This window comes from Ruegeria sp. BHSA123, assembly GCF_059613425.1.
In genome coordinates, this window is the sequence record NZ_JBXWSL010000001.1 from 185,036 (window position 1) to 209,806 (window position 24,771).

Annotated in this window: 22 protein-coding genes; 12 read left to right on the forward strand and 10 right to left on the reverse strand. The window is 57.9% G+C overall.

Features of this window, described 5'->3' with window-relative positions; all coding sequences use genetic code 11:
* Genes AC2FNC_RS00920 through AC2FNC_RS00930 form a run of 3 tightly spaced genes read right to left on the reverse strand, consistent with a single transcriptional unit; the run spans position 1 to position 3,423 of the window.
* Positions 1–1,470 (reverse strand): carboxypeptidase M32, encoded by a 1,470-nt coding sequence (locus tag AC2FNC_RS00920; protein WP_496714344.1) that lies wholly within the window; start codon positions 1,468–1,470, stop codon positions 1–3.
* Between the two features lie 4 nt (positions 1,471–1,474).
* Positions 1,475–2,620 (reverse strand): heme A synthase, encoded by a 1,146-nt coding sequence (gene ctaA / locus AC2FNC_RS00925; protein ID WP_496714346.1) that lies wholly within the window; start codon positions 2,618–2,620, stop codon positions 1,475–1,477.
* A 59-nt stretch (positions 2,621–2,679) separates the two neighbouring features.
* Positions 2,680–3,423, reverse strand: coding sequence for an RNA methyltransferase (locus tag AC2FNC_RS00930; RefSeq protein WP_480473016.1), 744 nt, complete (start codon positions 3,421–3,423; stop codon positions 2,680–2,682).
* Positions 3,424–3,577: 154 nt separating this feature from the next.
* Between AC2FNC_RS00930 and AC2FNC_RS00935 the strand changes: the two genes are divergently transcribed.
* On the forward strand, positions 3,578–4,198 hold the full coding sequence (locus AC2FNC_RS00935; protein ID WP_496714348.1) for a thiamine phosphate synthase: 621 nt from the start codon (positions 3,578–3,580) through the stop codon (positions 4,196–4,198).
* Here the strand turns inward: AC2FNC_RS00935 and AC2FNC_RS00940 are convergent.
* Entirely contained in the window at positions 4,195–5,337 is a 1,143-nt protein-coding gene (locus AC2FNC_RS00940; protein ID WP_496714350.1) for a HupE/UreJ family protein, read from the reverse strand. The genes AC2FNC_RS00935 and AC2FNC_RS00940 overlap by 4 nt on opposite strands.
* Before the next feature lie 170 nt (positions 5,338–5,507).
* Here AC2FNC_RS00940 and AC2FNC_RS00945 point away from each other — a divergent pair, with 170 nt between their 5' ends.
* The 3 genes from AC2FNC_RS00945 to AC2FNC_RS00955 all read left to right on the forward strand — a co-directional run bounded on the left by AC2FNC_RS00945 (position 5,508) and on the right by AC2FNC_RS00955 (position 8,055).
* Entirely contained in the window at positions 5,508–6,401 is an 894-nt protein-coding gene (locus AC2FNC_RS00945; RefSeq protein WP_496714351.1) for a PfkB family carbohydrate kinase, read from the forward strand.
* Positions 6,398–7,309 (forward strand): pseudouridine-5'-phosphate glycosidase, encoded by a 912-nt coding sequence (locus tag AC2FNC_RS00950; protein ID WP_496714352.1) that lies wholly within the window; start codon positions 6,398–6,400, stop codon positions 7,307–7,309. Before AC2FNC_RS00945 ends, AC2FNC_RS00950 begins: the two co-directional genes overlap by 4 nt.
* Before the next feature lie 65 nt (positions 7,310–7,374).
* Entirely contained in the window at positions 7,375–8,055 is a 681-nt protein-coding gene (locus tag AC2FNC_RS00955) for a DUF502 domain-containing protein (RefSeq protein WP_480553649.1), read from the forward strand.
* Here AC2FNC_RS00955 and AC2FNC_RS00960 read toward each other — a convergent pair whose 3' ends face one another.
* The 3 genes from AC2FNC_RS00960 to AC2FNC_RS00970 all read right to left on the reverse strand — a co-directional run bounded on the left by AC2FNC_RS00960 (position 8,056) and on the right by AC2FNC_RS00970 (position 10,281).
* Positions 8,056–9,081, reverse strand: a complete 1,026-nt coding sequence (locus AC2FNC_RS00960; RefSeq protein ID WP_496714353.1) for a patatin-like phospholipase family protein — start codon at positions 9,079–9,081, stop codon at positions 8,056–8,058.
* A 64-nt stretch (positions 9,082–9,145) separates the two neighbouring features.
* Positions 9,146–9,919, reverse strand: coding sequence for a 3-hydroxybutyrate dehydrogenase (locus AC2FNC_RS00965; RefSeq protein WP_496714354.1), 774 nt, complete (start codon positions 9,917–9,919; stop codon positions 9,146–9,148).
* Between the two features lie 137 nt (positions 9,920–10,056).
* Positions 10,057–10,281 (reverse strand): hypothetical protein, encoded by a 225-nt coding sequence (locus AC2FNC_RS00970; RefSeq protein WP_480493162.1) that lies wholly within the window; start codon positions 10,279–10,281, stop codon positions 10,057–10,059.
* On the opposite strand from AC2FNC_RS00970, the gene AC2FNC_RS00975 reads away from it, so the two are divergent.
* The gene (locus tag AC2FNC_RS00975; protein ID WP_496714356.1) at positions 10,220–12,037 is read left to right on the forward strand and encodes an extracellular solute-binding protein; all 1,818 of its coding nucleotides are present in this window, start codon (positions 10,220–10,222) and stop codon (positions 12,035–12,037) included. The genes AC2FNC_RS00970 and AC2FNC_RS00975 overlap by 62 nt on opposite strands.
* 553 nt (positions 12,038–12,590) lie before the next feature.
* Positions 12,591–12,830, forward strand: a complete 240-nt coding sequence (locus tag AC2FNC_RS00980; protein ID WP_480473034.1) for a hypothetical protein — start codon at positions 12,591–12,593, stop codon at positions 12,828–12,830.
* On the opposite strand, the gene AC2FNC_RS00985 is transcribed toward AC2FNC_RS00980, so the two are convergent.
* Positions 12,819–13,442 (reverse strand): helix-turn-helix domain-containing protein, encoded by a 624-nt coding sequence (locus tag AC2FNC_RS00985; protein WP_209503779.1) that lies wholly within the window; start codon positions 13,440–13,442, stop codon positions 12,819–12,821. The genes AC2FNC_RS00980 and AC2FNC_RS00985 overlap by 12 nt on opposite strands.
* Positions 13,443–13,507: 65 nt before the next feature.
* On the opposite strand from AC2FNC_RS00985, the gene AC2FNC_RS00990 reads away from it, so the two are divergent.
* The 4 genes from AC2FNC_RS00990 (at position 13,508) to AC2FNC_RS01005 (ending at position 18,683) form a co-directional block, all read left to right on the forward strand.
* A complete protein-coding gene (locus AC2FNC_RS00990; protein ID WP_496714383.1) occupies positions 13,508–15,025 on the forward strand; it encodes a class I adenylate-forming enzyme family protein in 1,518 nt (505 codons plus the stop codon).
* Entirely contained in the window at positions 15,022–15,681 is a 660-nt protein-coding gene (locus AC2FNC_RS00995) for a DsbA family oxidoreductase (protein ID WP_480553661.1), read from the forward strand. Before AC2FNC_RS00990 ends, AC2FNC_RS00995 begins: the two co-directional genes overlap by 4 nt.
* A gap of 76 nt (positions 15,682–15,757) precedes the next feature.
* Complete coding sequence (locus AC2FNC_RS01000; RefSeq protein ID WP_496714359.1) at positions 15,758–16,966, forward strand: multidrug effflux MFS transporter; 1,209 nt, start codon at positions 15,758–15,760, stop codon at positions 16,964–16,966.
* Between the two features lie 58 nt (positions 16,967–17,024).
* Positions 17,025–18,683, forward strand: coding sequence for a hypothetical protein (locus AC2FNC_RS01005; protein ID WP_496714361.1), 1,659 nt, complete (start codon positions 17,025–17,027; stop codon positions 18,681–18,683).
* Between the two features lie 145 nt (positions 18,684–18,828).
* Here AC2FNC_RS01005 and mfd read toward each other — a convergent pair whose 3' ends face one another.
* Positions 18,829–22,287, reverse strand: a complete 3,459-nt coding sequence (mfd, locus tag AC2FNC_RS01010) for a transcription-repair coupling factor (protein WP_496714363.1) — start codon at positions 22,285–22,287, stop codon at positions 18,829–18,831.
* Positions 22,288–22,308: 21 nt separating this feature from the next.
* Complete coding sequence (locus tag AC2FNC_RS01015; RefSeq protein WP_480486469.1) at positions 22,309–22,833, reverse strand: component of SufBCD complex; 525 nt, start codon at positions 22,831–22,833, stop codon at positions 22,309–22,311.
* Between the two features lie 119 nt (positions 22,834–22,952).
* Here AC2FNC_RS01015 and hemB point away from each other — a divergent pair, with 119 nt between their 5' ends.
* Both hemB and AC2FNC_RS01025 read left to right on the forward strand, forming a co-directional pair.
* Positions 22,953–23,951, forward strand: a complete 999-nt coding sequence (gene hemB, locus AC2FNC_RS01020; protein WP_480553669.1) for a porphobilinogen synthase — start codon at positions 22,953–22,955, stop codon at positions 23,949–23,951.
* A gap of 143 nt (positions 23,952–24,094) precedes the next feature.
* Positions 24,095–24,667, forward strand: coding sequence for a lipid-binding SYLF domain-containing protein (locus AC2FNC_RS01025; protein WP_480473050.1), 573 nt, complete (start codon positions 24,095–24,097; stop codon positions 24,665–24,667).
* Positions 24,668–24,771: the final 104 nt, after the last annotated feature.

Consider the following 24,771-nt stretch of genomic DNA (forward strand, 5'->3'; position numbering starts at 1 on the left):
TCACAAATCGTAGAGCGCGCCGAACTTGGCCTCGAGATAGCTTAGTAATGGGTCCGGTCCGGGTTCGATGCCGCTTGCACGGGCAATAACCTCGCGCGGTGCATAAAGGCCGCCATGCTGCTGCACATGCTCACGCAACCAGCCGGTCGCGCCGGACGTGCAGCCGCGGGCCAGTTGCGCATCAAGATCGGGTTCAGAGACGCGCAAGGCCTGATAGAGGCACCCAGCATAGACATTGCCCAGCGAGTAGGTCGGGAAGTAACCGAACAGCCCAACTGACCAGTGCACATCCTGCAAACAACCGTTCGAGGGCTTGTCGACCGCATAACCGAAATCTGCCTTGAACCGATCATTCCAGGCGGCCTCCAGATCGCCGACCTGCAAGTCTCCGGCCATCAGCGCGCGTTCCAGATCAAACCGCAGCATGATGTGCAGATTGTATTGGACCTCATCCGCCTCGGTGCGGATATAGCCGTTATGGACGCGGTTGACCGTCGCATAAAACGCGTCCGGATCGGCAATGCCGAAATCGCCGAACGCCTCTTTCATTTGTTCGAACAACCATCCGGTAAAGGCCCGCGACCGACCCAACTGGTTTTCGTAGATCCGGCTTTGGCTTTCATGCACGCCCATCGACACGCCAGACCCGAGCGGTGTCAGGAGGTATTTCTCGTCGATCCCCTGTTCATAGGCGGCGTGGCCCACCTCGTGAATGGTGGAATAGAAACAGTTGAACGGGTCTGTTTCGCTGGTTCGCGTGGTGATGCGGACGTCAAGACCGCTGCCGGAACTGAATGGGTGAACCGCCTTGTCCACGCGGCCATTGTTCAGGTCATAGCCAAAGGCGACCGCCAGTTTTTGTGTCAGACGCATCTGGGTCTGCTCATCAAAACTGCGGTTCAGGGCAGCGGGCTCGGGCCGCTCCAGCACGGCGGCACGCAGGGCTACCAGTCGTGGGCGCATCTGGTCGAAGATATCCGCGATCTGGGCGCTGGTCGTGTAAGGTTCGTAATCTCCGGCCATGGCGTCGTATACGTCGCCCCCTTGCGCCAGCGCCTCGCCTTCCTGTCGTTTCAGCGACACGACCTCTTCCAGAACCGGAAGAAAGGCCGAGACATCTTCGTCTGCGCGCGCCTGCGCCCACTTTCCCTGTGCAGCGGACGTCACACGGGCAATCGCCGTCGCCAGATCGGCAGGCACCTTCACCGCGCGATCATATGCGCGCCGGATTTCACGCATCTGCGCCTTGCCGACCTCATCCTGAGGTGCGGCCTGATCCAGCCATTCGGCAACACGAGGATCGGAACGGCGCGCGTGCAGGACAGATTCGATAGCTGCCATTTCTTCGGCACGCTGAGGCGCTGCGCCGCGCGGCATGACGGTTTCCTGATCCCAGCCAAGCCGACCGGCGATCTGGCCCAAAGCCGAAGTTTCCCGCTGAAAGGTCATCAGTTCATTGAAAGCGGTCATAGTTTTAAACTCCGCGCACAGATGTTGCGATTGGATAAGCCGTGAGGAACCGCGCGCGCAGGATCAGCGTCCAGACGATAACGGCCATAAACTGGTGGAAGATAGCGATCTGCCATGGCGCGCCATAAACCACGGTCACGATGCCGACGACGACCTGTAACGTAAGCGCGGCGAAAGCAGCGTTAAAGGCAAAACGTGTCTGCGGATGCGCGCTGCCGCCACCACGTCGCCAGACGACGACGGCAAAGATGAACAGCAGATACCCCGCACAGCGATGGATGAACTGTACCAGACCGGGGCTTTCAAAGAAATTTCGCCACATCGGTTCCAACATAGTCGCATCCGGGGGCAGCACGTGCCCCCCCATCAGCGGCCAGTCGGTGTAAGACCGCCCGGCGTCGATCCCGGCGACAAGCGCGCCAATGAGTATTTGTAAAAAGGCGAAATGCATCAGCCCTGTGGACAATGAAAACAGCCTGACCTCTTTGGCCCGGCGCGCCTGCATCAGATCACGTTCTTCCCGGCCGAGTTCAAAGATGTACCAGGCTAGGGCTCCCAGGATCACAAAGGCCAGCCCCAAGTGTATTGCCAGACGGTAACTTGCAACAGCCGTCATGCCTTCACCCTGGGTGACGCCCGAGGCCACCATCCACCAACCAACAGCGCCCTGCAGACCGCCAAGAAGACCCGGAACGATCAGCTTTCCGGTCCACCCTGTCGGGATCTTGCGGGCTGTTAGGAAGATTAGAAATCCAACGGCCCAGACCAGACCGATCATGCGACCCAACTGACGATGGCCCCATTCCCACCAATAGATGGATTTGAAGTCACCCAACTCCATCCACTGGTTCTGGATGCGCCATTGGTCAATCTGCTTGTACTTGTCGAACTCTGCCTGCCAGTCCGCCTCGGTCATCGGCGGCAAAGCTCCGGTGATCGGACGCCATTCGGTGATCGAGAGGCCGCTGTCGGTCAGGCGCGTCAGGCCGCCAACCGCGATCATCACAACGACCAGAGCAAACAGGATCATCAGCCAGATGCGGATCGCATTGCGAGCGCCGCCGCGCCCCCGGTCGATCATACCGGGTTGAACCGCCTGTTGTTTTTCGGTGTTCGTGACCTCTTCGAAGATGCTGCGCTTACCGCTCATGCTGTCCTCATGTCCTGATTTCGTCGCAAGCTAGGGCTTGGGTGAAGATAGGTCCAGCCTCAGCCTTTATCCTTCCAGCGGACCATCTGCCGCATGATCCCGTGCAACATCTGCACATCGGCCCGCGTCATTCGCATCCGCGACCACAGGTTGCGCAGGTTAACCTTCATCCCTTCGGCCTTTTCGGGAGGGTAGAAGAACCCCGCCTCCTCCAGCCTGTCCTCGTAGTGCTCGACAAGTTTTTCGACTTCGATCCCCGTGGCCCAGTCGCCTTTGCCCAGGTCGGTCGACTCATGCACTACATCCCCGGTCTGGCGCATCCACTCATAGGCGGTCAGCAATACGCATTGACCAAGGTTCAGCGAGGCATATTCCGGGTTCACCGGCACCGAGATGATCGCGTTGGCCTTGGCGATGTCTTCATTCTCTAGCCCCGCGCGTTCAGGGCCGAACAGAACTGTAACCTTCTCGCCCGCAGCGATCTTTTCGGCGGCAATCCTCATTGCGTGTTCGGGGCTGTAGACAGGTTTGGTCAAGCCCCGCTGACGAGCTGTTGTGGCGAAGACAAACGTGCTGTCGGCCAGCGATCCGGCCAGATCATCAAACAACTGCGCCTCATCCAGCAAGCGCCCTGCACCGCTGGACATTGCCACCGCTTTGGGATTCGGCCAGCCGTCACGGGGTGCTACAATACGCATCCGGTCCAGCCCAAAGTTCCACATCGCCCGCGCAGCAGCGCCGATGTTTTCACCCATCTGCGGGCGCACAAGAACGAAGGAAGGCTGGGGTTTGTCGCTGGGCATGGCTCACCTTAAGAAAACTTGGCCTGCTGTAATTGGCAGGCTCTTGCAGGGCAAGGCGCAGGGGCGTTATTTGCAGGCTCTTGACCATAAAAGTTTGCTTCCCAGCCGCAATCCGCTAAACCGCGCCAAAGACTGAAAGCCGAAGGACGCGCCCATGGACACCCCCGAGCAGCCGCAGATTTACCTGATCACGCCTCCGACTATCGAGTTGAGCACGTTCACGAACAAGCTGGCGACTGTGCTGGACGGGGTCGAGATTGCCTGTATCCGCCTCGCGTTGGCCGGAAGTGACGAAGATACCATCGCTCGCGCGGCCGACGCTTGCCGTGAAATCGCCCACGCGCGCGACGTGGCCATCGTAATCTCGAACCATGTATTGCTGGCGCAGCGTCTGGGGCTGGACGGGGTGCACTTGGATGATGCTGCACGCTCGGTCCGCACCGCGCGCAAGGAACTGGGCGCTGATGCAATCGTCGGAAGCTTTTGCGGCGCGTCGAGCCATGATGGTATGACTGCTGGCGAAAACGGAGCGGATTATGTGGCCTTCGGTCCTGTCGGCTCGGCCAAACTGAGGGACGGAACCCGCGCCGAAAAGGACCTGTTCCAATGGTGGTCCGAGATGATTGAGGTTCCGGTTGTGGCCGAAGGTGGGCTGACACCCGAACTGATCCGCGACCTGGCCCCCTGCACTGATTTCTTTGGCATTGGCGATGAGATCTGGGGCAGTGACGATCCGCTGGCGGCGCTGAAAACGCTGCTGGCGGCGTTGCCTTAACCCAGCACCCAAGGCTCGACAATCCAAAAGACACCGGCACCTGCAATCAACATCGAGGCCAGAACCGATATCCGGCCTCGGGTTCGGTGCGAGCCGCCAGAAAACAAAAGCGACAGAGCAAGCCCAGCAAGGGCCACAACAACAAGCGGCAGAATACTCCCGGCGCCAAAGCCCAGGATGGCCGGGGGCAAATGATCTGGTGGCACCCCGATCCCGATTAGGTTCGAGGCAATTACCAGACCTTGAAAACCGCCAATGGCGAGAACCGCCAACAAACGCCAGACCTGCAATCGCCGGGCAACCAGGTTCCACAGCGCCAGAACGATGGTCGAAGCAACCAGAACAGGGGCCTCGCTCACTTTTCCTGCATCCAATACGCCATACAATCCCAGCCCAAGCCCGATCAGGGCGCCCGCTGACAGGAACATCAGTTGAGATACCACCGGGCGCAATTTCAAAGACAGAAACACTAGCGCCAAAACAAGAATGGATGGCTTAATTGGGTTTCGGAGAAACTGATCGACCCCTTTTGTGAAATATGTCTGCAATGTTTGTTGCGTTGTCAGAGACGCCCCGCCTTGTAAGGGGATCAGCGGGCTGGCTTCACCGGCAGCCAAATACCCGGTGTATGGCGCCGCGACATTTTGCTGTCGCAGAACGATTGGTCCGCTTTCTGACGGCCAGGTCAGACGCAGGTTTGACGCCTGATCGGGCAAAGGAGCAGTCAGCAACAGTTTGGAAACCCGCACTTTCTCCGTATCTCCCACAACAGGGATACGCACGCCTTCATAAGACAAACTCAATCGCTCTGGTGCCTCCACTACAAGATTTTGTTTCCAGAGATGAACGAACTCTTTGATCTGGGGTTCCAGCTCAGACGAAACCATTCGCCGCAAGGATTTGTAGTTTGGATCGTTGGAAAACGCAGCGGGCTGCGCGGGATTGTTCCCGGTCAACATGGCCTCGGCATTCCATTTCAACTCAAGAAACAGAGTGTTGGACTTGATCCAGAAATCAACAACGGTCGGCGGGGCGGATTGCGCCCTGCCCGATCCGGGATATAAAGTTGCAAGAACAAAAAAACTCAGGGCACAGGTTTTGAGGGTTCGAAAGATGGCGCGGAAAGCAGGGCCATTCATACGAAAAGCTCCAACAGGAAAATCAAATCACCAATCATTGCTTTCGATTGTTCCCGCGAAGGCCGCAGATCGCAAGCCCAAAGGGTATATCGGACCTGTGGATCGTAAATCTCTGATTGCGGTAACGTTCTGACTTGCATGGGCATCACCGCTGCGGCATGACGTCCTTTATGACTCAGAACAGTAATATCCTGTGTATCGGCTCGGTCCTGTGGGACGTGATCGGACGATCAGCCAGTGCCATGCGGCATGGCTCGGACGTGCCCGGCCGGATTACTCGCCTGCCGGGTGGTGTTGCGATGAACATAGCCATGACGCTGGTGCGTTTTGGTATGACGCCCACCCTGCTGACGGCCATCGGTCGTGACCCCGAGGGCGACGAACTGATTCATGCCTGCTCCCGCCTCGGCATGATCACGGATCACATCTATCGCTCGCAGGACCTGCCAACCGACCGGTATATGGCCGTCGAAGGTGCCAACGGGTTGATCGCGGCCATTGCCGACGCGCATTCGCTGGAAGCCGCTGGAGCAAAGATCCTGCGTCCGCTGATGCACGGCCCGCTTGGTCATGAAAACATGCCCTTTGAGGGCCCCATTGCACTTGACGGAAACCTGACCCTGAACCTGCTGGAAGAAATCGCCCAAAGTCCTGCTTTCGCCCGTGCCGATCTGCGTGTTGCCCCGGCCTCGCCCGGTAAAGCAGAGCGCCTATTGCCCTTCCTGAAACATGCCCGCGCCACGCTTTATGTGAACCTCGAAGAGGCAGGAATATTGTGCCAGCGCGAATTCACCGATTCTGAATCTGCCGCAAAAGGCCTTCTGGATCGTGGCGCGCTACGCGTGCTGGTCACAGATGGCGGCAACTCGGCCACGGTCGGTAGTTCAGACGAAATTCTGACCCAAACACCCCCCTCCGTTCTGGTCACCCGTGTGACCGGTGCCGGGGATACCTTCATGGCGGCTCATATCGCCTCAGAATCCGGCGGCGCATCAAGTGACGAGGCTCTAACCCGCGCTCTGCATGCCGCAGCAACCTACGTTTCCGGAGAAACCCCACTGTGATCGACATCCAATATTCTGCCGCGGTCCGCGCCGCCAAGGACGCGGGCTATCCCATCGTTGCGCTGGAAAGCACCATCATCACCCACGGCATGCCCTACCCGCAAAACGTCGAAGTTGCGGCTCAGGTCGAACAGGACATCCGCGATGCGGGGGCGGTTCCGGCGACCATGGCGGTGATTGAAGGCAAACTGCATGTGGGGCTCGAGCCGGACCAGTTGCAGTGGCTGGGTCAGGCGCAAGGCGTTGCCAAAATCTCGCGCGCGGATATGGCGGCCTGCATCTCGACCGGCGGCACCGGAGCCACAACCGTCGCCGCCACTATGATCGCCGCGCATTACGCCGGGATCGAGGTGTTTGCTACAGGCGGCATCGGTGGCGTGCATCAGGGCGCCGAAACCACGTTCGACATCTCGGCTGATCTGCACGAACTTGGCCATACACCGGTCACCGTCGTCGCAGCCGGAGCCAAGGCTATCCTTGATCTGGCCAAAACCCTTGAGGTTCTGGAAACGCTGGGGGTTCCAGTCATCGCCCATGGTCAGGATGCGTTTCCTGCCTTCTGGTCTGCAAAGTCACCCTATGCTGCCCCCCTGCGCATGGACACTCCAGAAGCTATCGCCAAGGCCCATGCAACCCGTCGCGCATTGGGCCTGCCTGGCGGGCAGCTGGTGGCCAACCCGATCCCGATCGCGGATCAGATCCCTGCCGAAATACTGGCCCCCATCATCGCCGAGGCACAGGCTGATGCTGATGCGCATCGGATTACCGGAAAAGATGTGACGCCCTATCTGCTGCAACGTATCTTTGAAAAGACCGAAGGCCGTTCGCTGACTGCCAACATTGCCCTTGTGCGCAACAATGCGCGCCTCGCGGCGGCGATTGCACGGGCACTGGTAGAACAGGGATAACGCAAGCCTATTGTGCCAAGGCTACCGATTGACTACCTAAATCCCGATAACCACTCGGATCCAAGATGAATACACCGTTCGACGAAGAACCGCTTCATCGCCGCCCCGGCATGCTGGCACGGCTGCGCGCGTCGTTCCTGACGGGGCTGGTTGTCATTGCGCCGGTCTGGCTGACGGTCTGGCTGATCTGGTCGGTAGTCGGTTGGATCGACAGTGCGGTCCTGCCACTGGTTCCTCATCAATTCCAACCGGAACGTTACGTCGGTATCAACCTGCGCGGCGTGGGCGTCGTGATCTTCCTGATCTTTACCGTTATCGTAGGGTGGATCGCAAAAGGAATTCTGGGCCGGTCCCTGATCCTGTTCGCTGAAAGCGTGGTAGATCGGATGCCGGTCGTCCGCTCGATCTATTCCGGGATCAAACAGATCTCGGAAACCGTATTTGCCCAAACCGAACGCTCTTTTGAAAAGGCATGCCTGATCCAGTATCCCCGCCGCGGGATCTGGGCCATTGGATTCGTCTCGACAACCGCCAAAGGCGAAATCAGCAAACGCGCGGAAACTGGAGGAGAGCTGCTCAGCGTTTTTGTCCCGACTACACCCAACCCGACCTCGGGCTTTTTGCTGTTTTTCCCGATGGAAGACGTAATTATGCTGGACATGACAATAGAGGATGCCGCGAAACTGGTGATTTCGGCCGGGCTCGTTTATCCCAACGAAAAAGACCCCACGCAACCGCCCGAGTGATTAACCGAACATAGCTGGCAGATCGACAGTACTGGTCTGACCCAGATCACTCTTATGCTTGGCCAGAAAACGATCCGCCGCTACCCGCCCCGCCTGTTTCAGCTTGTGCAAAATAACCGGGTTGGGCACGGTTTTAGTGGCAACAGACAGGCTGCTCATCAACTCGTTATCGGCAATCATATGCACCAGAACGCGGCTCATGTCCCCGGCCTTCAGCTTGCCCTCTTTCAGAAGCCGTTGAACAAAGCTGATTGCCCGCAATTCGCGAAACAGGGATGAATTGAAGCTGATCTCGTTTATCCGGTTCTGGATCTGCTGCGGTGTGACCGGCACCGCGTCGCGCTCCAACGGGTTGATATTCACGATCACCACATCATCCGGCAGATCATTGTTGAACAGCGGATAGAGCGCCGGATTACCAGTATAACCGCCATCCCAATAGGCCTCGATCCGGTCTGTCTTTGGATCAAATATCTCGACAGCCTTGAACAGGGTCGGCAGGCAGGCCGAAGCCAAAATGGCATCTGTCGAGACTTCCTCCCCGGTAAACACGCGGATCTTGCCGCTTCTCACACAGGTGGCGCACACAAACAGGCGGGGTCCCGCATCGGCGCAAACTTCCGCAAAATTGAACCTGTCCACCACCGGCTCCAGCGGATTGCTGTAGAATGGACCATAAGCATAAGGCGACACCATCCGCGACCAGGCATCACCGAAGGAAAACGGCACCGAATATTCCATCGCCTGCGCGATTACAGCCGGTTCCAACCCGCGAAACCAATTGGCGATACGCATGTCACCAATCGCGCCCATACGCCTCCAAAGCCCATCCAGTTGCGCGCGCGCACCCTCACGTCCTGAATGAACCATCCCCGATTTGAACGCCGCACCGTTCAACGCACCGGCGGATGTTCCAGTGATCGCAGCAACCTCGATGTCTTCCTCATCCAGCAGCCGGTCAAGCACACCCCAGGTGAATGCCCCATGCGCACCGCCGCCCTGCAAAGCCAGATTGATCCGTATCACCGCCCTCACCCTTCATCTTTTCAGAAATACTCCGGGGGTTTGGGGGCAGCGCCCCCAAGGCCAATCACAAGGCGGTCCAGCCGCCATCGACAGAAATCGTGGTTCCCGTGATCTGCGCCGCCGCGTCCGAGCACAGGAAAATGGTTGTCCCGCCCAGTTGCTCAACGGTGGCGAATTCCTTGGAAGGTTGCCGTTCAAGAAGCACGTTTTTCACGACCTCCTCGCGGCTCATATTGTATTCTTTCATCGTGTTCGGGATCTGGGCCTCGACCAGAGGCGTCAGCACATAGCCCGGGCAAATGGCGTTGCAGGTGATCGGTTCTTGCGCCGTTTCCAAGGCAACGGTCTTGGTCATCCCCACCACCCCGTGCTTGGCGGCAACATAGGCTGCCTTGAACGGCGACGCCGTCAAACCATGCGCCGAGGCGATATTCACGATACGACCCCATCCCGCTTTGCGCATCATCGGCAGTGCGGCCGCGGTCGTGTGAAAGGCCGAGTTCATGTTGATCGCAATAATCGCATCCCATTTATCCACCGGGAACTGATCGATCGGGGACACAAACTGAATGCCCGCGTTGTTCACAAGTATGTCGCAAGATCCGGCCTGCTCAATCAGCGCGCGGCACTCATCGCCTCTTGACATGTCCGCCTTGATGTAACGCGCGTTGGTTCCGGTCTCTTTGGCAATCTCAGCAGCCAACGCGTGATCTTCGTCACGGTCCGTAAAGGAATTAAGGACGACATCTGCTCCGGCCTTCGCCAGCTCGCGCGCGACCCCCAGACCGATGCCAGAATTAGACCCAGTGATGATTGCTGTTTTGCCGGAAAGGCTCATGACCGTTCTCCCTGATGCGATGATTTGGTGCACAATGCCATGCTGCACCTGCAAAGAAAACGGGGAAACACACTGGTCTGAAATCCCAGCCTGACACTTCTCAAGCAGCCAAAAAAAACGCCCGCACGAAGCGGGCGTTAAGTTATTGAGGCAGGTTTCATACAGGCAAGAAACCTATCGAGCAGTGCATCCTTTATAAGCAATTCCACGCCTTCGTCCAAGCTAAAAGTTTGATAATATGAAAAATCATCACTACGGTGAATCCCAACAAAATAAGGCCAGAGCAGGATTGTTTCCAAAATGAGCCCGGATTTTCTCCGACCGTTTCGACCACTTGCGGCGGGAATCGCCAGCATTTTCATGATCTCGTCCGCCCATGCAGAATCGTCTCATGGCATAGCTATGTATGGAGACCCGGCCCTACCACCGGATTTTGTGTCCCTACCCTATGCCAACCCCGATGCGCCCAAAGGCGGCAAAGTCGTTTTCGGAAATACTGGCGGCTATAACAGCCTGAACCCGTTTTTGCAAAAAGGCACCTCGCCCTGGCAATTGCCATTTTGGACCCATGAAAGCCTGATGGGGCGATCCTGGGACGAACCTTTCACACTTTACGGGCTGTTAGCCGAATCAGTTGAGACGGCTCCCGACCGGTCATGGGTTGAATTTACCCTGCGGGAAGAGGCCCGGTTTTCCGACGGCAGCCCGGTCACGATTGACGACGTGATCTGGTCATACGAGACGCTCGGCACTCAGGGGCATCTGCGCTATCGCGGTTTTTGGGACAAAATCGACAGGATCGAACAGACCGGCCCGCGTTCGGTTCGGATTACTTTCAACGTGCCGGATCGCGAACTTGCCCTGCTCGCAGGGATGCGTCCGGTCCTCCAAAAGGCGCAGTGGAAGGACAAGAAATTTGCCGACGCCGCCTTGCACGATGTCCCAATCGGAACCGGCCCCTATGTGATCGAAAGCTACGAGGCGGGGCGCTATGTGAACCTTCGTCGCAACCCTGAGTATTGGGGGCAGGATATCCCGTTCCGTCGCGGCACCATGAATCTGGATGAAATGCGGATCGAGTTCTACGGCGACGGCAGCGTCCTGTTCGAGGCCTTCAAAGCTGGCGAGCTATCAGCGGTGCGTGAGTTCAACGGCGACAAATGGGACACGCAATACAGCTTCCCCGCCGTTCAGCGCGGCGATGTCATCAAGACCGAGATCCCGCATGGCAAACCGTCAGGCATGACCGGGTTCGTGATGAATACCCGCAAAGCCCCGTTCGACGACTGGCGCGTTCGCGAGGCCATGACGCTGGCCTTCAACTTCGAGTTCATCAACGACACGATCACTGGTGGGGCGCAGCCAAGGATCACGTCCTACTTTTCAGGCTCGGACCTGGCCATGCAGCCCGGACCGGCCCAAGGGCAGGTAAAAGCCCTGCTGGAACCCTTTGCCTCGGATCTGATCCCCGGCACGCTGGAAGGGTATGAACTGCCGAAGGGCGACGGTTCAGCCCGCAACCGCGCAAATATTCGCAAAGCCACCAAACTGTTGACCGAAGCGGGTTGGACCGTTCAGGACGGAGTCTTGCGCAACACGAATGGTGACCCGTTCAAAATGACGGTCTTGCTGCAGCAGGGTGACAGCGAGATGGCGTCGGTGGTCGAGATTTTTTCCCGCGCTCTGGAACGGCTTGGCATTCAGGTTACGACGGAACAGGTCGACAACGCGCAGTATGTCGGGCGCACTGGGGAACTGGATTTTGATGTTACGCCTTTCCGGCGTGCTCTTTCACTGTCTCCCGGCAATGAACAGCGTTTGTATTGGGGAAGCGAGAACGCGGACACACCCGGCACACGCAACCTGATGGGCGTGGCCTCGCCCGCTGTTGATGCGATGATTGACGCCATGCTTGCCTCGGAAACACGTGAAGATTTCACCGCGGCAACCCGCGCGCTTGACCGGGTTCTGACGGCCGGTCGCTATGTCATCCCGATCTGGAGTTTTGATGTCGGGCGGATTGCCCACATACGCGAGCTCAGGTTCCCCGACACTGTGCCAATCTATGGCGATGGACCGCAATACATGCCGGAAGTGTGGTGGTACGTCGCCGGGTAGTCACATGAACATCAGGGCAGCCGGGTTTTGTACAACACCGGCTGTTCACCGCGGAGTGTTGGCGGACGCCTTGAAATACACGATTCCTTTGCTCTTCCTGCCCGATTGGCCCATGAAAACCACGCCTGTCGGCGGAAATCAGCACATTGCCATCACATTCAGGTATACGTTTGGCGACGACAAATCGCAGCACCACATGCAGGCCATATCGGACGCCGGATGATCCCATGAGACGGGCCTTCGGCCTGCTTTGGCCAACACTAAAAGCTACATTGAATCGAAATATTTAGACGTAGCCCAAAGATCGAGATCGCCTTTACAATCTGCTCGCCGGGATTTCCCGGTGCCGCAACAAACAGGTCTCCTGATCCGTAGGTACTTTGAATAATTTCAAGCCCGCCGCCCTGTTGCGGCAGCTATTGCAGAGGCACAATCTTGTAAAAGGAATGCAGTGACATGCTGCGACATTTTGTCATGTCTTCCCTTACGGCACCCATTACGTACCCTAAGGAGGGGAGAGCAGTCCTAATCGCTACATAAGGAAAGCTCATACATGATGAACTGGACGGATTTGACACAAGACTGGAATGCGGCCTACGCACGTGCAAAGCGGCGTTTTCCGAATTTGCGTGACCAAGACATGATGCGCGTATCACAAGATCGTAAAGGGTTCGAAGCCTATCTGGCCGAGCGTCACCAGTTAACCATGAACGAAGCTCATGAAGAGGTCGAAGACTTCCTGTTCACCGAAGGCCTGAACAGAGAATTCTGCCGCGCGTCGCTAAGCAAGTGATGTGACCCAAAGGATTGTCGCGTCTTCGTCACTGACGGAGATTACGTTATGGCCCATGCTGCCATCGTAATAGGCGCTGTCACCCCTGCGCATTTCGACCGGCTCATAAAACTCGGTATAGAGCCGGACAACACCGGTCAGAACATACATGAACTCTTCGCCATCGTGGCGCACCCAGCCGTCGAATTCATCCATGGACCGCGCCCGAACCCGCGCGCGGTAGGGCAGCATGTGCTTCTTGGTCAGGGTTTCGGCCAGCAACTCATGCTCGTAGGTCGTTGTCGCGTGAGCCGCCCCTTCGCCCATCCGGGTAATCGCCATCCGTCCGATGACCTGATCCCGCTGTGGCGGTGTGAAAAGCTGAGGAACCGAGATTTCCAACCCAACCGCAAGCTTTTTGAGCGCGTCATAGGTAGGTGACATCTGCCCGTTCTCAATCTTGCTGAGGGTCGAACGGGCCAAACCGGCCTGACTGGCGGCCTGCTCCAGCGTCCATTTCCGCGCTTTTCGCAATTCGCGCACGCGCGCGCCAAGGTCCAGCGGTTCAACTTCGGTGTGATCGCCGGAATCGCGGGCAATTCGGATCAGGGATTTGGGATCTTGGGTGCTCATGCCATTCTCTATAGGCTTGGCCAGCCGCGCTTGCAACGCGCCAGACACCGCGTTAGCCAATGGCCATGTTTTCTGTCTTCGATCAAGGGCCGCCCGCGCCCTGCCCTGCACCCTTCAATCTGGCGGCGCACGTCCTTGGCCGCGCGGATCAGGTCCCTGATAAAGTGGCTTTGTCGGTATTAATGCCCCACGGCGCGCTGGACTGGACCTATCGCGACCTGCAATCCGCCGTACTGGGCACTGGCGCAGGATTGCTGCAAGCAGGTCTGACACCCGGCGAAATCGTTCTGATGCGGCTCGGCAATACGGTGGATTTCCCGATTGCCTATCTGGGCGCGATTTCAGTGGGTATCATTCCGGTGCCCACATCGTCGCAACTGACGGAACCCGAAACCGCCAGAATGATCGACGATCTGTCCCCAGCCGCGGTTCTTCGTGATCCCGCTGTCTCATGCGTGCCTCATCCCAGACAGATCGAGTTGGATGAACTGAAGGCTATGCACCATTTGCCCCCTGCCAGCTTTGAATTGGGCGACCCCGAGCGTATGGCATATGTCGTCTACACCTCGGGAACGTCGGGCAGTCCGCGTGCCGTGGCCCACGCGCATCGGGCAATCTGGGCGCGGCAGATGATGGTCGATGGCTGGTATGGTCTGCGCGCGTCCGATCGGCTGTGTCACGCCGGAGCGTTCAACTGGACCTATACACTTGGCACCGGGTTGATGGACCCGTGGACCATCGGCGCAACCGCCTTGATCCCGGAACCGGGCACGGACATCACCGCCCTGCCTGCTCTGCTCCACCAGCATCGTGCAACCATCTTTGCGGCGGCACCAGGGGTCTTTCGCAAATTGGTGCAAGAGTATGAGCAAATCAGCTTACCTGACCTGCGCCACGGTTTATGCGCTGGGGAAAAGCTTTCGCGCGCTCTGCACGAGAAATGGCTAAGCGCCACCGGTACGGAACTGTTCGAAGCCTACGGCATGTCCGAATGCTCGACTTTCATATCCTCAAGCCCGGCCCACCCCGCGCGCGGCGACGCATTGGGGCACCCGCAACCGGGTCGTCGCGTGGCCATTCTGGGCCCGGACGGCCCGGTGCCGCAGGGGCAAGAAGGTACCATCGCCATTCATCGGTCTGATCCCGGATTGATGCTGACCTACCTCAACGCACCCGATGAAGTTGAATCCCGGATGCAGGGCGAATGGTTCCTGACCGGAGATCAGGGGGCAATGGCAGTGGACGGCCAGGTCAGTTATCTGGGCAGGGACGACGACATGATGAATGCCGGTGGCTACCGCGTGTCCCCGGTCGAGGTCGAAGCCGCCCTGTCCCGTTTTCCCGGTATCACGCAGGTCGGTGCAGCTACGGTCGAGGTCAAACCGGACACATTTGTGATAGCAGCCTTCTATACCGGCCCGGAAAAGCTGGACGATGCGGCCTTGCGCGCCTATGTCGAGGCAAACCTGGCACGTTATAAACAACCACGCGCCTTCATCCACCTGTCTGCGCTACCAACCGGCGGCAATGGCAAACTCCTGCGCCGGGCGTTGCCGGCCTATTTCGAGGCATCAACCACATGACCCAGACCGTCAAGCTCGACATCCTGTCCGATCCGATCTGTCCGTGGTGCTATATCGGCAAAACGCATCTCGACAAAGCACTGGCCAATGTGCCGGACCACCCTTTTGTCATCGAATGGCACCCCTTTCAGCTGAACCCTGATATGCCGGAAAATGGAATGGACCGGCGCGAGTATCTGGAGCGTAAATTTGGCGGCAAAGATGGTGCCGTGCGTGCTTATGCGCCGGTGGTTGAACATGCTGAAAGCGCCGGTCTGAAGATAGACTTTGAAGGCATGAAACGCACACCTAATACACTGGATGCACATCGCCTGATCCATTGGGCGGGGATCGAAGACAAACAGAATGCCATTGTGGATGCGCTGTTCGATGCCTATTTTGTTCAGGCCCGAGACATCGGCGACCCCGAAGTCCTGTCCGACATTGCAGACAGTGCCGGAATGGACGCTGCGGTGGTCATGAAGCTGTTGAAATCCGACGCCGACCGCGAGGATATTCGCAACCGTGATACTCATTCTCGCGAAATGGGCGTCAGTTCGGTCCCGACCTATATTGTTGCCAATCAACATGCCGTTCCGGGTGCTCAACCACCTGAAATGTGGGAGAAAGTGATCGCCGAAATCATGTCTCAACTTGAGGCTTCCCCCGCAGAATAGCACAGAGGTCTGTGCGAATTTCCAGTCTGGTCTAACCTGACTCACCATGATAGCGCGAACAGGTTAGGAGTGCTTCATGGCCAACCGCATGTCGAAGGCGGAATTCATTGCGCTGATCGCAATGATGTTCGCCACTATCGCGTTTTCGATCGATTCAATGCTGCCTGCCCTGCCCGAAATCGGCGCGCAGCTCAGCCCCGATGATGTCAATCGCGCCCAACTGATTCTGACGTCCTTCGTTCTGGGAATGGGTATCGGTACATTCTTTACCGGCCCGCTATCGGATGCGCTGGGACGCAAGCCGGTGATCTTTTGCGGCGCGCTATTGTACATTGCGGCTTCGGCTGTTGCCTGGGCCAGTTCTTCGCTGGAACTGGTGCTGATTGCGCGCGTTGTACAGGGGCTGGGCGCTGCAGGACCACGTGTGGTGGCAATGGCCATCATCCGTGACCTGTATTCAGGCCGGGAAATGGCGCGCATCATCTCAATCGCTATGATGATCTTCACTTTGGTACCAGCAGCGGCCCCGATGCTGGGCGCTGGTGTTATCGCCCTCTTCGGCTGGCGCGGGATATTCATGTCCTTTATCCTGTTCGCGCTGGTCGTCCTTTTTTGGGTGAGTACACGACTGCCCGAGTCCCTGGCCGTCGAGAACCGCCGCCCCTTTCGCCTGCCCCTTATGATTGCGGCCGTGAACGAAATGTTTGCCCATCCCACCGTGCGCTTGTCTATCTTCGTGCAGACCTTGTGCATGGGGACCTTGTTCACCATGCTGACTATGGTGCAACCGGTCTATGATGTGATCCATGATCGGGCCGACAGCTTTCCCTTCTGGTTCGGATTTGTCGCCCTGATGTCAGGTTCGGCCAGCCTTTTGAATGCGGCTTTGGTAGTGCGCGTCGGGATGCGCCGGATGGTCACATTCGCCTTCGGCGCGCAGATAGCCATCACGTCTGTCGTCATCATCCTGAACATGGCGAACCTTTCGCCCGATATGTCATTTGCCCTGTTTGTCTTCTGGCAGACGATGGTCTTTTTCATGGCCGGTGTAACCATCGGCAACCTGAACGCCATTGCCATGGAACCCATGGGTCACATTGCGGGCATGGCCGCGTCGGTTGTCGGGTCGATCTCAACCGTACTGGCTGCAGCAATCGCCGCGCCGATCGGGCTTCTGTTCAACGGATCCATCGCGCCGTTGACAATTGGCATTCTGAGTATGTGCGTGCTGTCGTTTGGCCTGATGATCCACATGGGTCGCATCGAAGAACGGCTGCCAGCCTGACCTGTGAATCTCGGGTGAAACACGCTATCCTACCCCGAACTTAGGGGGAGGAACTGTGATGAACGATTACTACGATCTGGGCAGCTATTCCTGCCCGGTTTCCACTTCCAGCCCCGAAGCTCAGCTGTGGTTCGACCGCGGGCTGAACTGGACATACGGCTACAATCACGAAGAGGCGGTAGCCTGTTTTCAACGCGCGGCCGAGCATGATCCGAATTGCGCAATGGCCCATTGGGGTGTCGCCTATGCAGCCGGTCCCAATTACAACCTCCCGTGGGACCTGCTGGATGAGAAGGGTCAGGAAGAAGCGCTGGCACAGGCTTACGACGCGATGCAAAAAGCCCTTGGTCTGCTCGCAGGGTGCACTGCCGTCGAACAGGCCCTGATTCAGGCCCTGCCCGCGCGTTACCCGCAACGTGATCCGGTTCAGGACATGCACCAATGGGACCACGGTTTTGCCGACGCGATGCGCGCGGCATTTGCGGCGCACCCGGACCACCTCGACTTGCGTACCATCTATGTCGAAGCGCTGCTGAACCTGACGCCATGGAAGATGTGGGATCTGAAAACGGGCCAACCCGCCCAGGGCGCGGCAACGAAGGAAGCGCAAGATGCGCTTGAATGGGCCATGGCGAACGATCCGGCTGCGATGTCACACCCGGGCCTGCTGCACCTCTATGTTCATCTGATGGAGATGTCTACAACACCAGAAAAAGCCCTGAAAGCAGGGGATGTCCTGCGCACACTGGTTCCAGATGCCGGCCACTTAGTACATATGCCGACACATATCGATGTGCTCTGCGGACATTACCACAACGTTGTGCACTGGAACGAAAAAGCCTCGGAAGCCGACCTGAAATATTACGAACGCGAAGGCGCGTTCAACATTTACACAGGCTATCGCCAGCACAATTATCACTTTGCCATCTACGGTGCGCTTTTTCTTGGACAGATGGAACCGGCCCTACGTGCCAATCAGGGATTGTGGGATACAACACCCGAAGAGTTGCTGCGCATCGAAAGCCCCCCGATGGCCGATTACTTCGAAAGCTACATGTCCATGGGCCCTCACATCCTGATCCGGTTTGGCCGCTGGGACGAGGCTAAGGCACTGGAACTGCCCTCAGACCCAGACCTGTTCCGCACCCTGACGGCCACGACACACTACGCGCGCGCCATCGCTCATGCAGCAACCGGTGATATCGCCAATGCCGAGGCGGAAGAAAATCTGTTTCTTGCCGCCAAAGAATGCGTTCCGGAAACACGTAGGCTGCACAACAACCGTGTGATTGACCTGCTGAAAATTGCGCGGGAAATGCTGCGCGGTGAGATCGAGTACCGCAAGGGCAACTTTGAAATCGCGTTTGCCCATCTGCGCCGCTCGGTCGAGCTGGACGATACCTTGCCCTATGACGAACCCTGGGGATGGATGCAGCCCACCCGCCACGCGCTTGGGGCGCTTCTTTACGAACAAGGACGGCTGGCCGAAGCTGAAGACGCCTATCGTGAAGATCTGGGCTTGGGCGGTACGTTAAGTCGCGCCTCGATACATCCTGACAACGTCTGGAGTTTGAAGGGCCTTTACGATTGCCTCAAGGCACGCAGCGAACAGGTCGAAGTCCTGCAGATCAAACAACGGCTTGACCTGGCATTGGCCCGTGCCGACCGCATGGTGGCTGCGTCCTGCTTCTGCGCGCAGGCGGCAATGCGTAGCTAAAGTGTCCTGATCGTGCTGACACACGATGCCTCCGGCGGGGATATTTTTAGCCAGATGAAGCAGGGATCCGCTTCTTCATCTGGCCATAAATATCCCGGTGGAGATGCGCGGAACGCGCAGCGGGGGCAGAGCCCCCTCTCACATCTCAACCTGCTTTGACCTTTTTTTGCGCCGCGACCACTTTTTCAGCGAGATCCCGGGCAATTGCAAAAGCCCCTTTGATCTTGTCACTGTCTTTTTTCCAGTCCCGGCGCACGACGATCTTGTTGTCTTTGACCTTGGCCATACCACGTTGATTTTGAATGAACTCAACCAGTCCCTGCGGCGAGGCGAATTTGTCATTGTGGAACTGGATGGTCGCACCTTTCGGCCCACCGTCGAGCTTTGCGATCCCGGCGCGTTTACACATGGCCTTGATCCGCACAACCAGCATCAAGGTATTCACCTCTTTCGGCAATTTGCCAAAACGGTCGATCAATTCCGCAGCAAAGCCCTCCAGTTCGACCTTTGTCGACAGTGACGACAGGCGGCGATAGAGCCCCAAGCGCACATCCAGATCTGGTACATAGTTCTCAGGGATCAGAACCGGCACACCCAGATTGATCTGCGGAGCCCATTGATCGTCCGCATCCGACAACCCCTCCATCTCGCCGGCTTTGATCTTGGCAATCGCCTCTTCCAGCATGGATTGGTAAAGCTCATAGCCCACATCGCGCATCTGGCCGGATTGTTCTTCACCCAACAGGTTGCCCGCACCACGAATGTCAAGATCCTGCGAGGCCAGAGTGAACCCGGCCCCCAACGTGTCCAGCGAGCCCAGAACACGCAGGCGTTTTTCGGCGGCAGCGGTCAGTTTTTGGCGCGGTTTGGTGGTCAGGTAAGCATAGGCACGGGTTTTCGAGCGCCCAACGCGACCCCGGATCTGATAGAGCTGGGCAAGGCCAAACATGTCCGCACGGTGCACGACCATCGTGTTTGCGGTCGGGATGTCCAGCCCGCTTTCGACAATGGTTGTGGCCAGCAGCACGTCGAATTTCCCGTCATAAAACGCGTTCATCCGATCATCGAGCTCACCCGCTGCCATCTGGCCATGGGCAACCACGTAAGTGAGCTCAGGCAGTTGATTTTTCAGAAATTCTTCGATCTCAGGCAGGTCCGAGATGCGCGGTACAACATAGAAACTCTGCCCCCCACGATAGTGTTCACGCAGCAGCGCTTCTCGGATTGTAACGGCATCGAACTCGCTGACATAGGTACGGATCGCCAGTCGGTCGATTGGAGGCGTGCCGATAATCGACAAATCGCGCACGCCGGTCAACGACAGTTGCAGCGTTCGCGGGATCGGTGTCGCGGTCAGGGTCAGCACGTGAATGTCTGAGCGCAGCTGTTTCAGCCGTTCCTTATGACCCACGCCAAAATGCTGTTCCTCGTCGATGATCAGAAGCCCCAAATTGTTGAACCGTATGTTCTTGGCCAAAAGCGCGTGCGTTCCGATCACGATGTCCACTGTCCCGCGGGCCAGACCGTCACGGGTTTGCTGGGCTTCTTTCGCCGAAACAAAGCGTGACAATTGCCGGACCTCCAGCGGGAACCCCCGAAAGCGTTCCCTGAAACTCGCGGCATGCTGGCGGGCCAGCAGGGTCGTGGGTGCCACAACCGCAACCTGAACGCCCGACATGGCGGCGACAAATGCGGCACGCATGGCAACCTCGGTCTTTCCAAATCCGACATCACCGCAGATCAGACGATCCATCGGCGCGCCGGAATGGATGTCCTCCATCACATCCGAGATCGCCCGCAACTGGTCTTCGGTTTCCTGATATGGGAATCGCGCGCTGAATTCCTCCCACGCGTGGGGCGGTGGATCCATGACCGGGGCTTTACGTAATGCACGTTCAGCGGCGATGCGGATCAGCTTATCCGCCATCTCGCGGATGCGCTCTTTCAGCTTGGCCTTCTTTGCCTGCCATGCACCGCCACCCAAACGGTCCAGCAGACCTTCGTCATGGCCGTATTTCGAAAGCAATTCTATGTTTTCGACCGGCAGGTACAGCTTTGCCTGCTCGGCATATTCCAGCAACAGGCATTCATGGGCGGCACCGGCTGCGGTTACGACCTCCATTCCCATGTAACGACCTATACCGTGATCCACGTGAACAACCAGATCACCGGGGCTGAGCGACTGGGTTTCGGTCAGAAAGTTTTCGGCCTTGCGGCGCTTTTTGGGCTGACGGATCAGCCGGTCGCCCAGCACATCCTGTTCAGCGATCACCGTTAGATCAGGAGTTTCGAACCCGTGCTCCAACGCCCAGACGGCAAGGTGCAAGCCGCGTTTTCCAATGCGGGTGCCGTTAGCCACATGTATCGCCTCGGCCAGCCCTTCGTCTTCGATCAGGCCGGTAAGGCGTTCCCGCGCGCCATCGGAATATGAGGCGATCAGCACCGGTCCTTTGTCGAGCTTTGCAGTGATGTGACTGGCCAAAGCACCGAACAGGCTGATGCTTTCCTGCTGGCGTTCCGGCGCAAAGTTGCGCCCGATGCGCCCACCCGCGTCGATGACACCGGGGCCAGAGGCTTGCGGCAGCGGGCTGAACTGCAAAACCCGACGATCCGCGACAGCCGCCTCCCAGGCGGTATCGTCAAGATACAACAACCCCGGAGGTGTGGGTTTATAGACCGTGTCCATGCGAGATCGGTTTTCCAGCGCCAGTCGTCGGGTCTCGTACTGATCGGCAATCGTATCCCAACGCGCCAGACGCGCGGGCGTCACCTGATCATCGACAGTGATCACCGCATCCGGCAAGTAGTCGAACAGTGTCTCCAGTTTTTCGTGGAAGAACGGCAGCCAGTGTTCGATCCCCTGATGTTTGCGGCCTGCGCTTACGGCCTCATACAAAGGGTCATCCGTACCGGCGGCACCAAACTCGATGCGATAGTTCTGACGGAACCGGGTTATGGCGGCCTCGTCCAGGATGACTTCGGACACCGGTGCAAGTTCAACGATGTCCAGCTTTTCGGTTGTTCGCTGGGACGCCGGATCAAAGCGGCGCGCGCCGTCCAGGACGTCACCGAACAGGTCCAGCCGAACCGGGCCCGCCTCTCCCGGAGGGAAGATGTCGATGATGCCGCCACGGATGGCGTAATCGCCGGGTTCCATCACCGTTGGACTTTGTGTGAACCCCATACGCACCAGAAAGTTTCGCAGAGCGGTTTCATCTATGCGATGGCCAACTCGGGCAGTAAACGCCGCCTCTCGCAAAACCTCCCGTGCCGGGACGCGTTGGGTCGCGGCGTTCAGCGTGGTCAGTAATACATACTGTTGGGGCATCTGGTGGACCAGCGCCGCCAGAGTAGCGACGCGCGCCGCCGAGATATCCGCATTAGGCGAGACCCGGTCATAAGGTAGGCAATCCCAACCCGGAAACACAAAGACAGGCATCTGAGGCGCAAAGAACGCCAGTGCAGCGCGCATCGCTTCCATCCGCTTGTCATCGCGTGCGACATGGGCCACCGGCCCCCTGCTGCGGGCGATCTCGTTCAGCACCAGCTGCGCGTCAAACCCTTCGGGGGCGCCGCCAACTGTCACGTGGTTCGGAGCCTTCATCGCCTCGCCTTTCAGAATCTTCTATCCCAGAACGCCAATCGAAAGGTTCTGATACATGCCCCAGAACGAAGTGACCAGTATCGAGATCATGCCGATGATCTGGGTATACAGACGGCAGCGGGAAATCGTTTTCGAGACAGTTTCGAGTGTCAATTCCTGCCGCCGGAGACGCCTTGCATGCACGATATTCACTAAAAGCACCAAGGTCATTGGGAACAAAAGCAAAAACAGGGCCTGCGCGAACTCGACATCATAATAAAACCCAAGCGTGGCCATCCCGGTGAACAGAAAACACCCAAACGCCAAAAGGATGGTGCCAGACATGTCGACGATCAGCAGAATCCGATTTGTATGGATGCGAACGATGTCGAGCAGATCGGTTTCGACCTGACCTCCGATCCGGCGGGCACGAACAACCAGATCATATGGGATGCCCATCACCCAGTGGCTGGCAGACGACCAGAGTACCGCCAGTACGATCCAGAACCACAGATTCGAAAAGCTGCGCATGTCGATGAGTTCAAAGATCGAAGAGTACCAGTCCAAACCCAACCCTTTATTCGCACTACTCAGGGGGGTTCCATCTAGGCGCGCGTCCATTGATACCCTTGAGACCTTTGTGAATTCATGCCACCCAATGCACGAATGTTCAAGGAGAACGCGCCATGAAACCGACCATTGCCCCATTTCCCATGACCCGCTTTCGCCGAGCCCGTCAATCACAGGCAATTCGTGCGCTGGTGCGTGAGAACACTCTGACAACGGATGACCTGATCTGGCCGGTTTTCGTGCGCGATGGCGAAGGTATTGAAGAGCCCGTGCCCTCGATGCCTGGTGTGGTTCGCAGATCGGTTGACCTGATTGCCAAAGCGGCGGTCGAGGCCCAGGCCCTTGGGATTCCTGCAATTTGCATCTTTCCCTACACCGACCCAGCGCTGAAAACCGAAGACTGCGCCGAGGCATGGAACCCCGACAACCTGTCAAACCGGGCCATCCGGGCAATCAAGGCGGCGGCCCCAGACGTCGCCGTAATGACGGATGTGGCGCTTGACCCGTATAACATCAACGGCCACGACGGATATGTCGTTGATGGAGAAATCGTGAACGACCAGACCGTCGAGGCGCTGGTAAAGATGACACTGGCACAGGCAGACGCCGGTGCGGATATCATCGGCCCGTCGGACATGATGGACGGCCGGATCGGGGAAATGCGTCGCGCGCTGGAACGTGCGGGCCATCACAACGTGATGATCCTCAGCTATGCCGCCAAATATGCCAGTGCGTTCTACGGACCCTTCCGCGACGCAGTCGGTGCATCGGGGGCCCTGACGGGCGACAAAAAGACCTACCAGATGGACCCCGCGAACTCGGACGAGGCCCTGCGCCTGATCGAACGCGATCTGACTGAAGGCGCCGATATGGTGATGATCAAGCCGGGCATGCCTTATCTGGATATCTGCCGCCGCGTGAAAGACAGTTTCGGTGCGCCGACATATGCCTATCAGGTATCGGGCGAATACGCGATGGTTCAGGCCGCAGCCCAGAACGGCTGGATCGATGGCGAGAAGGTGATGCTGGAAAGCCTTCTGGCCTTCAAACGCGCCGGATGCGATGGAATTCTGACCTATTTCTCTCCTCAGGTTGCGCGCATCCTGCAGGGATAAAGCCCGCAAGTTTCGCGATATTTCGCCGATAAGATTTCCCGATCGGGCAGCTTTCCCGTGACACATCGCCCTGATCGGCGTATCCTTGCCGCCAAGACCGGGATCACCCGGCATTTCAGGCACAGTTACAGAGATAAAAAACCATGAGCAGTTCCAATTCCCCCCGACTGAATCGTCGCGGCTTTGCCTTGGGCATGGCAGGTCTGAGCTTGACCGCCGCCTGTGGCAACGGCGTCGGCAATTCCAACGCAGCAACAATCGATGCCCGTGTCGACGCCACGCTGACCGAGATGTACAGCCGCTATCCCAACACGGTTGAAATTGCGAACAAGGCCAACGGCATGCTGGTCATGCCGCTGATTACCGAAGCCGGTTTCGTGTTCGGTGGCGGTTACGGCCGCGGCGCGCTGCGCATCAGCGGTGCAACAGTTGACTTCTACTCGGCGGTCAAGGGCACGGCCGGGCTACAGATCGGCGCGCAGCAATATGCGCATGTCCTGTTTTTCATGACCGAAGACGCCCTGAACGATTTCCGTCGTTCCAGTGGTTGGACAGCCGGAGCAGATATTGGCTATGTGGTCAGCGATCAGGGCGATTCCGTGTCGACAGACACAACGACATTGCGATCGCCCGTTCTGGCTGCCATCTTCGGACAGGCTGGGCTTCAGATCGGTGCGACCGTGGAAGGCACGAAATATACCCGAATTATCCCATAATTCGGGCTTCCCACTTCTTCTGACAAACCCCATCACAGCGGAATGCTGCGGTGGGGTGTTTGTTTTCATCCTTTCCGCGCAGGTTCTCGCCGCGTTCCTCTTTC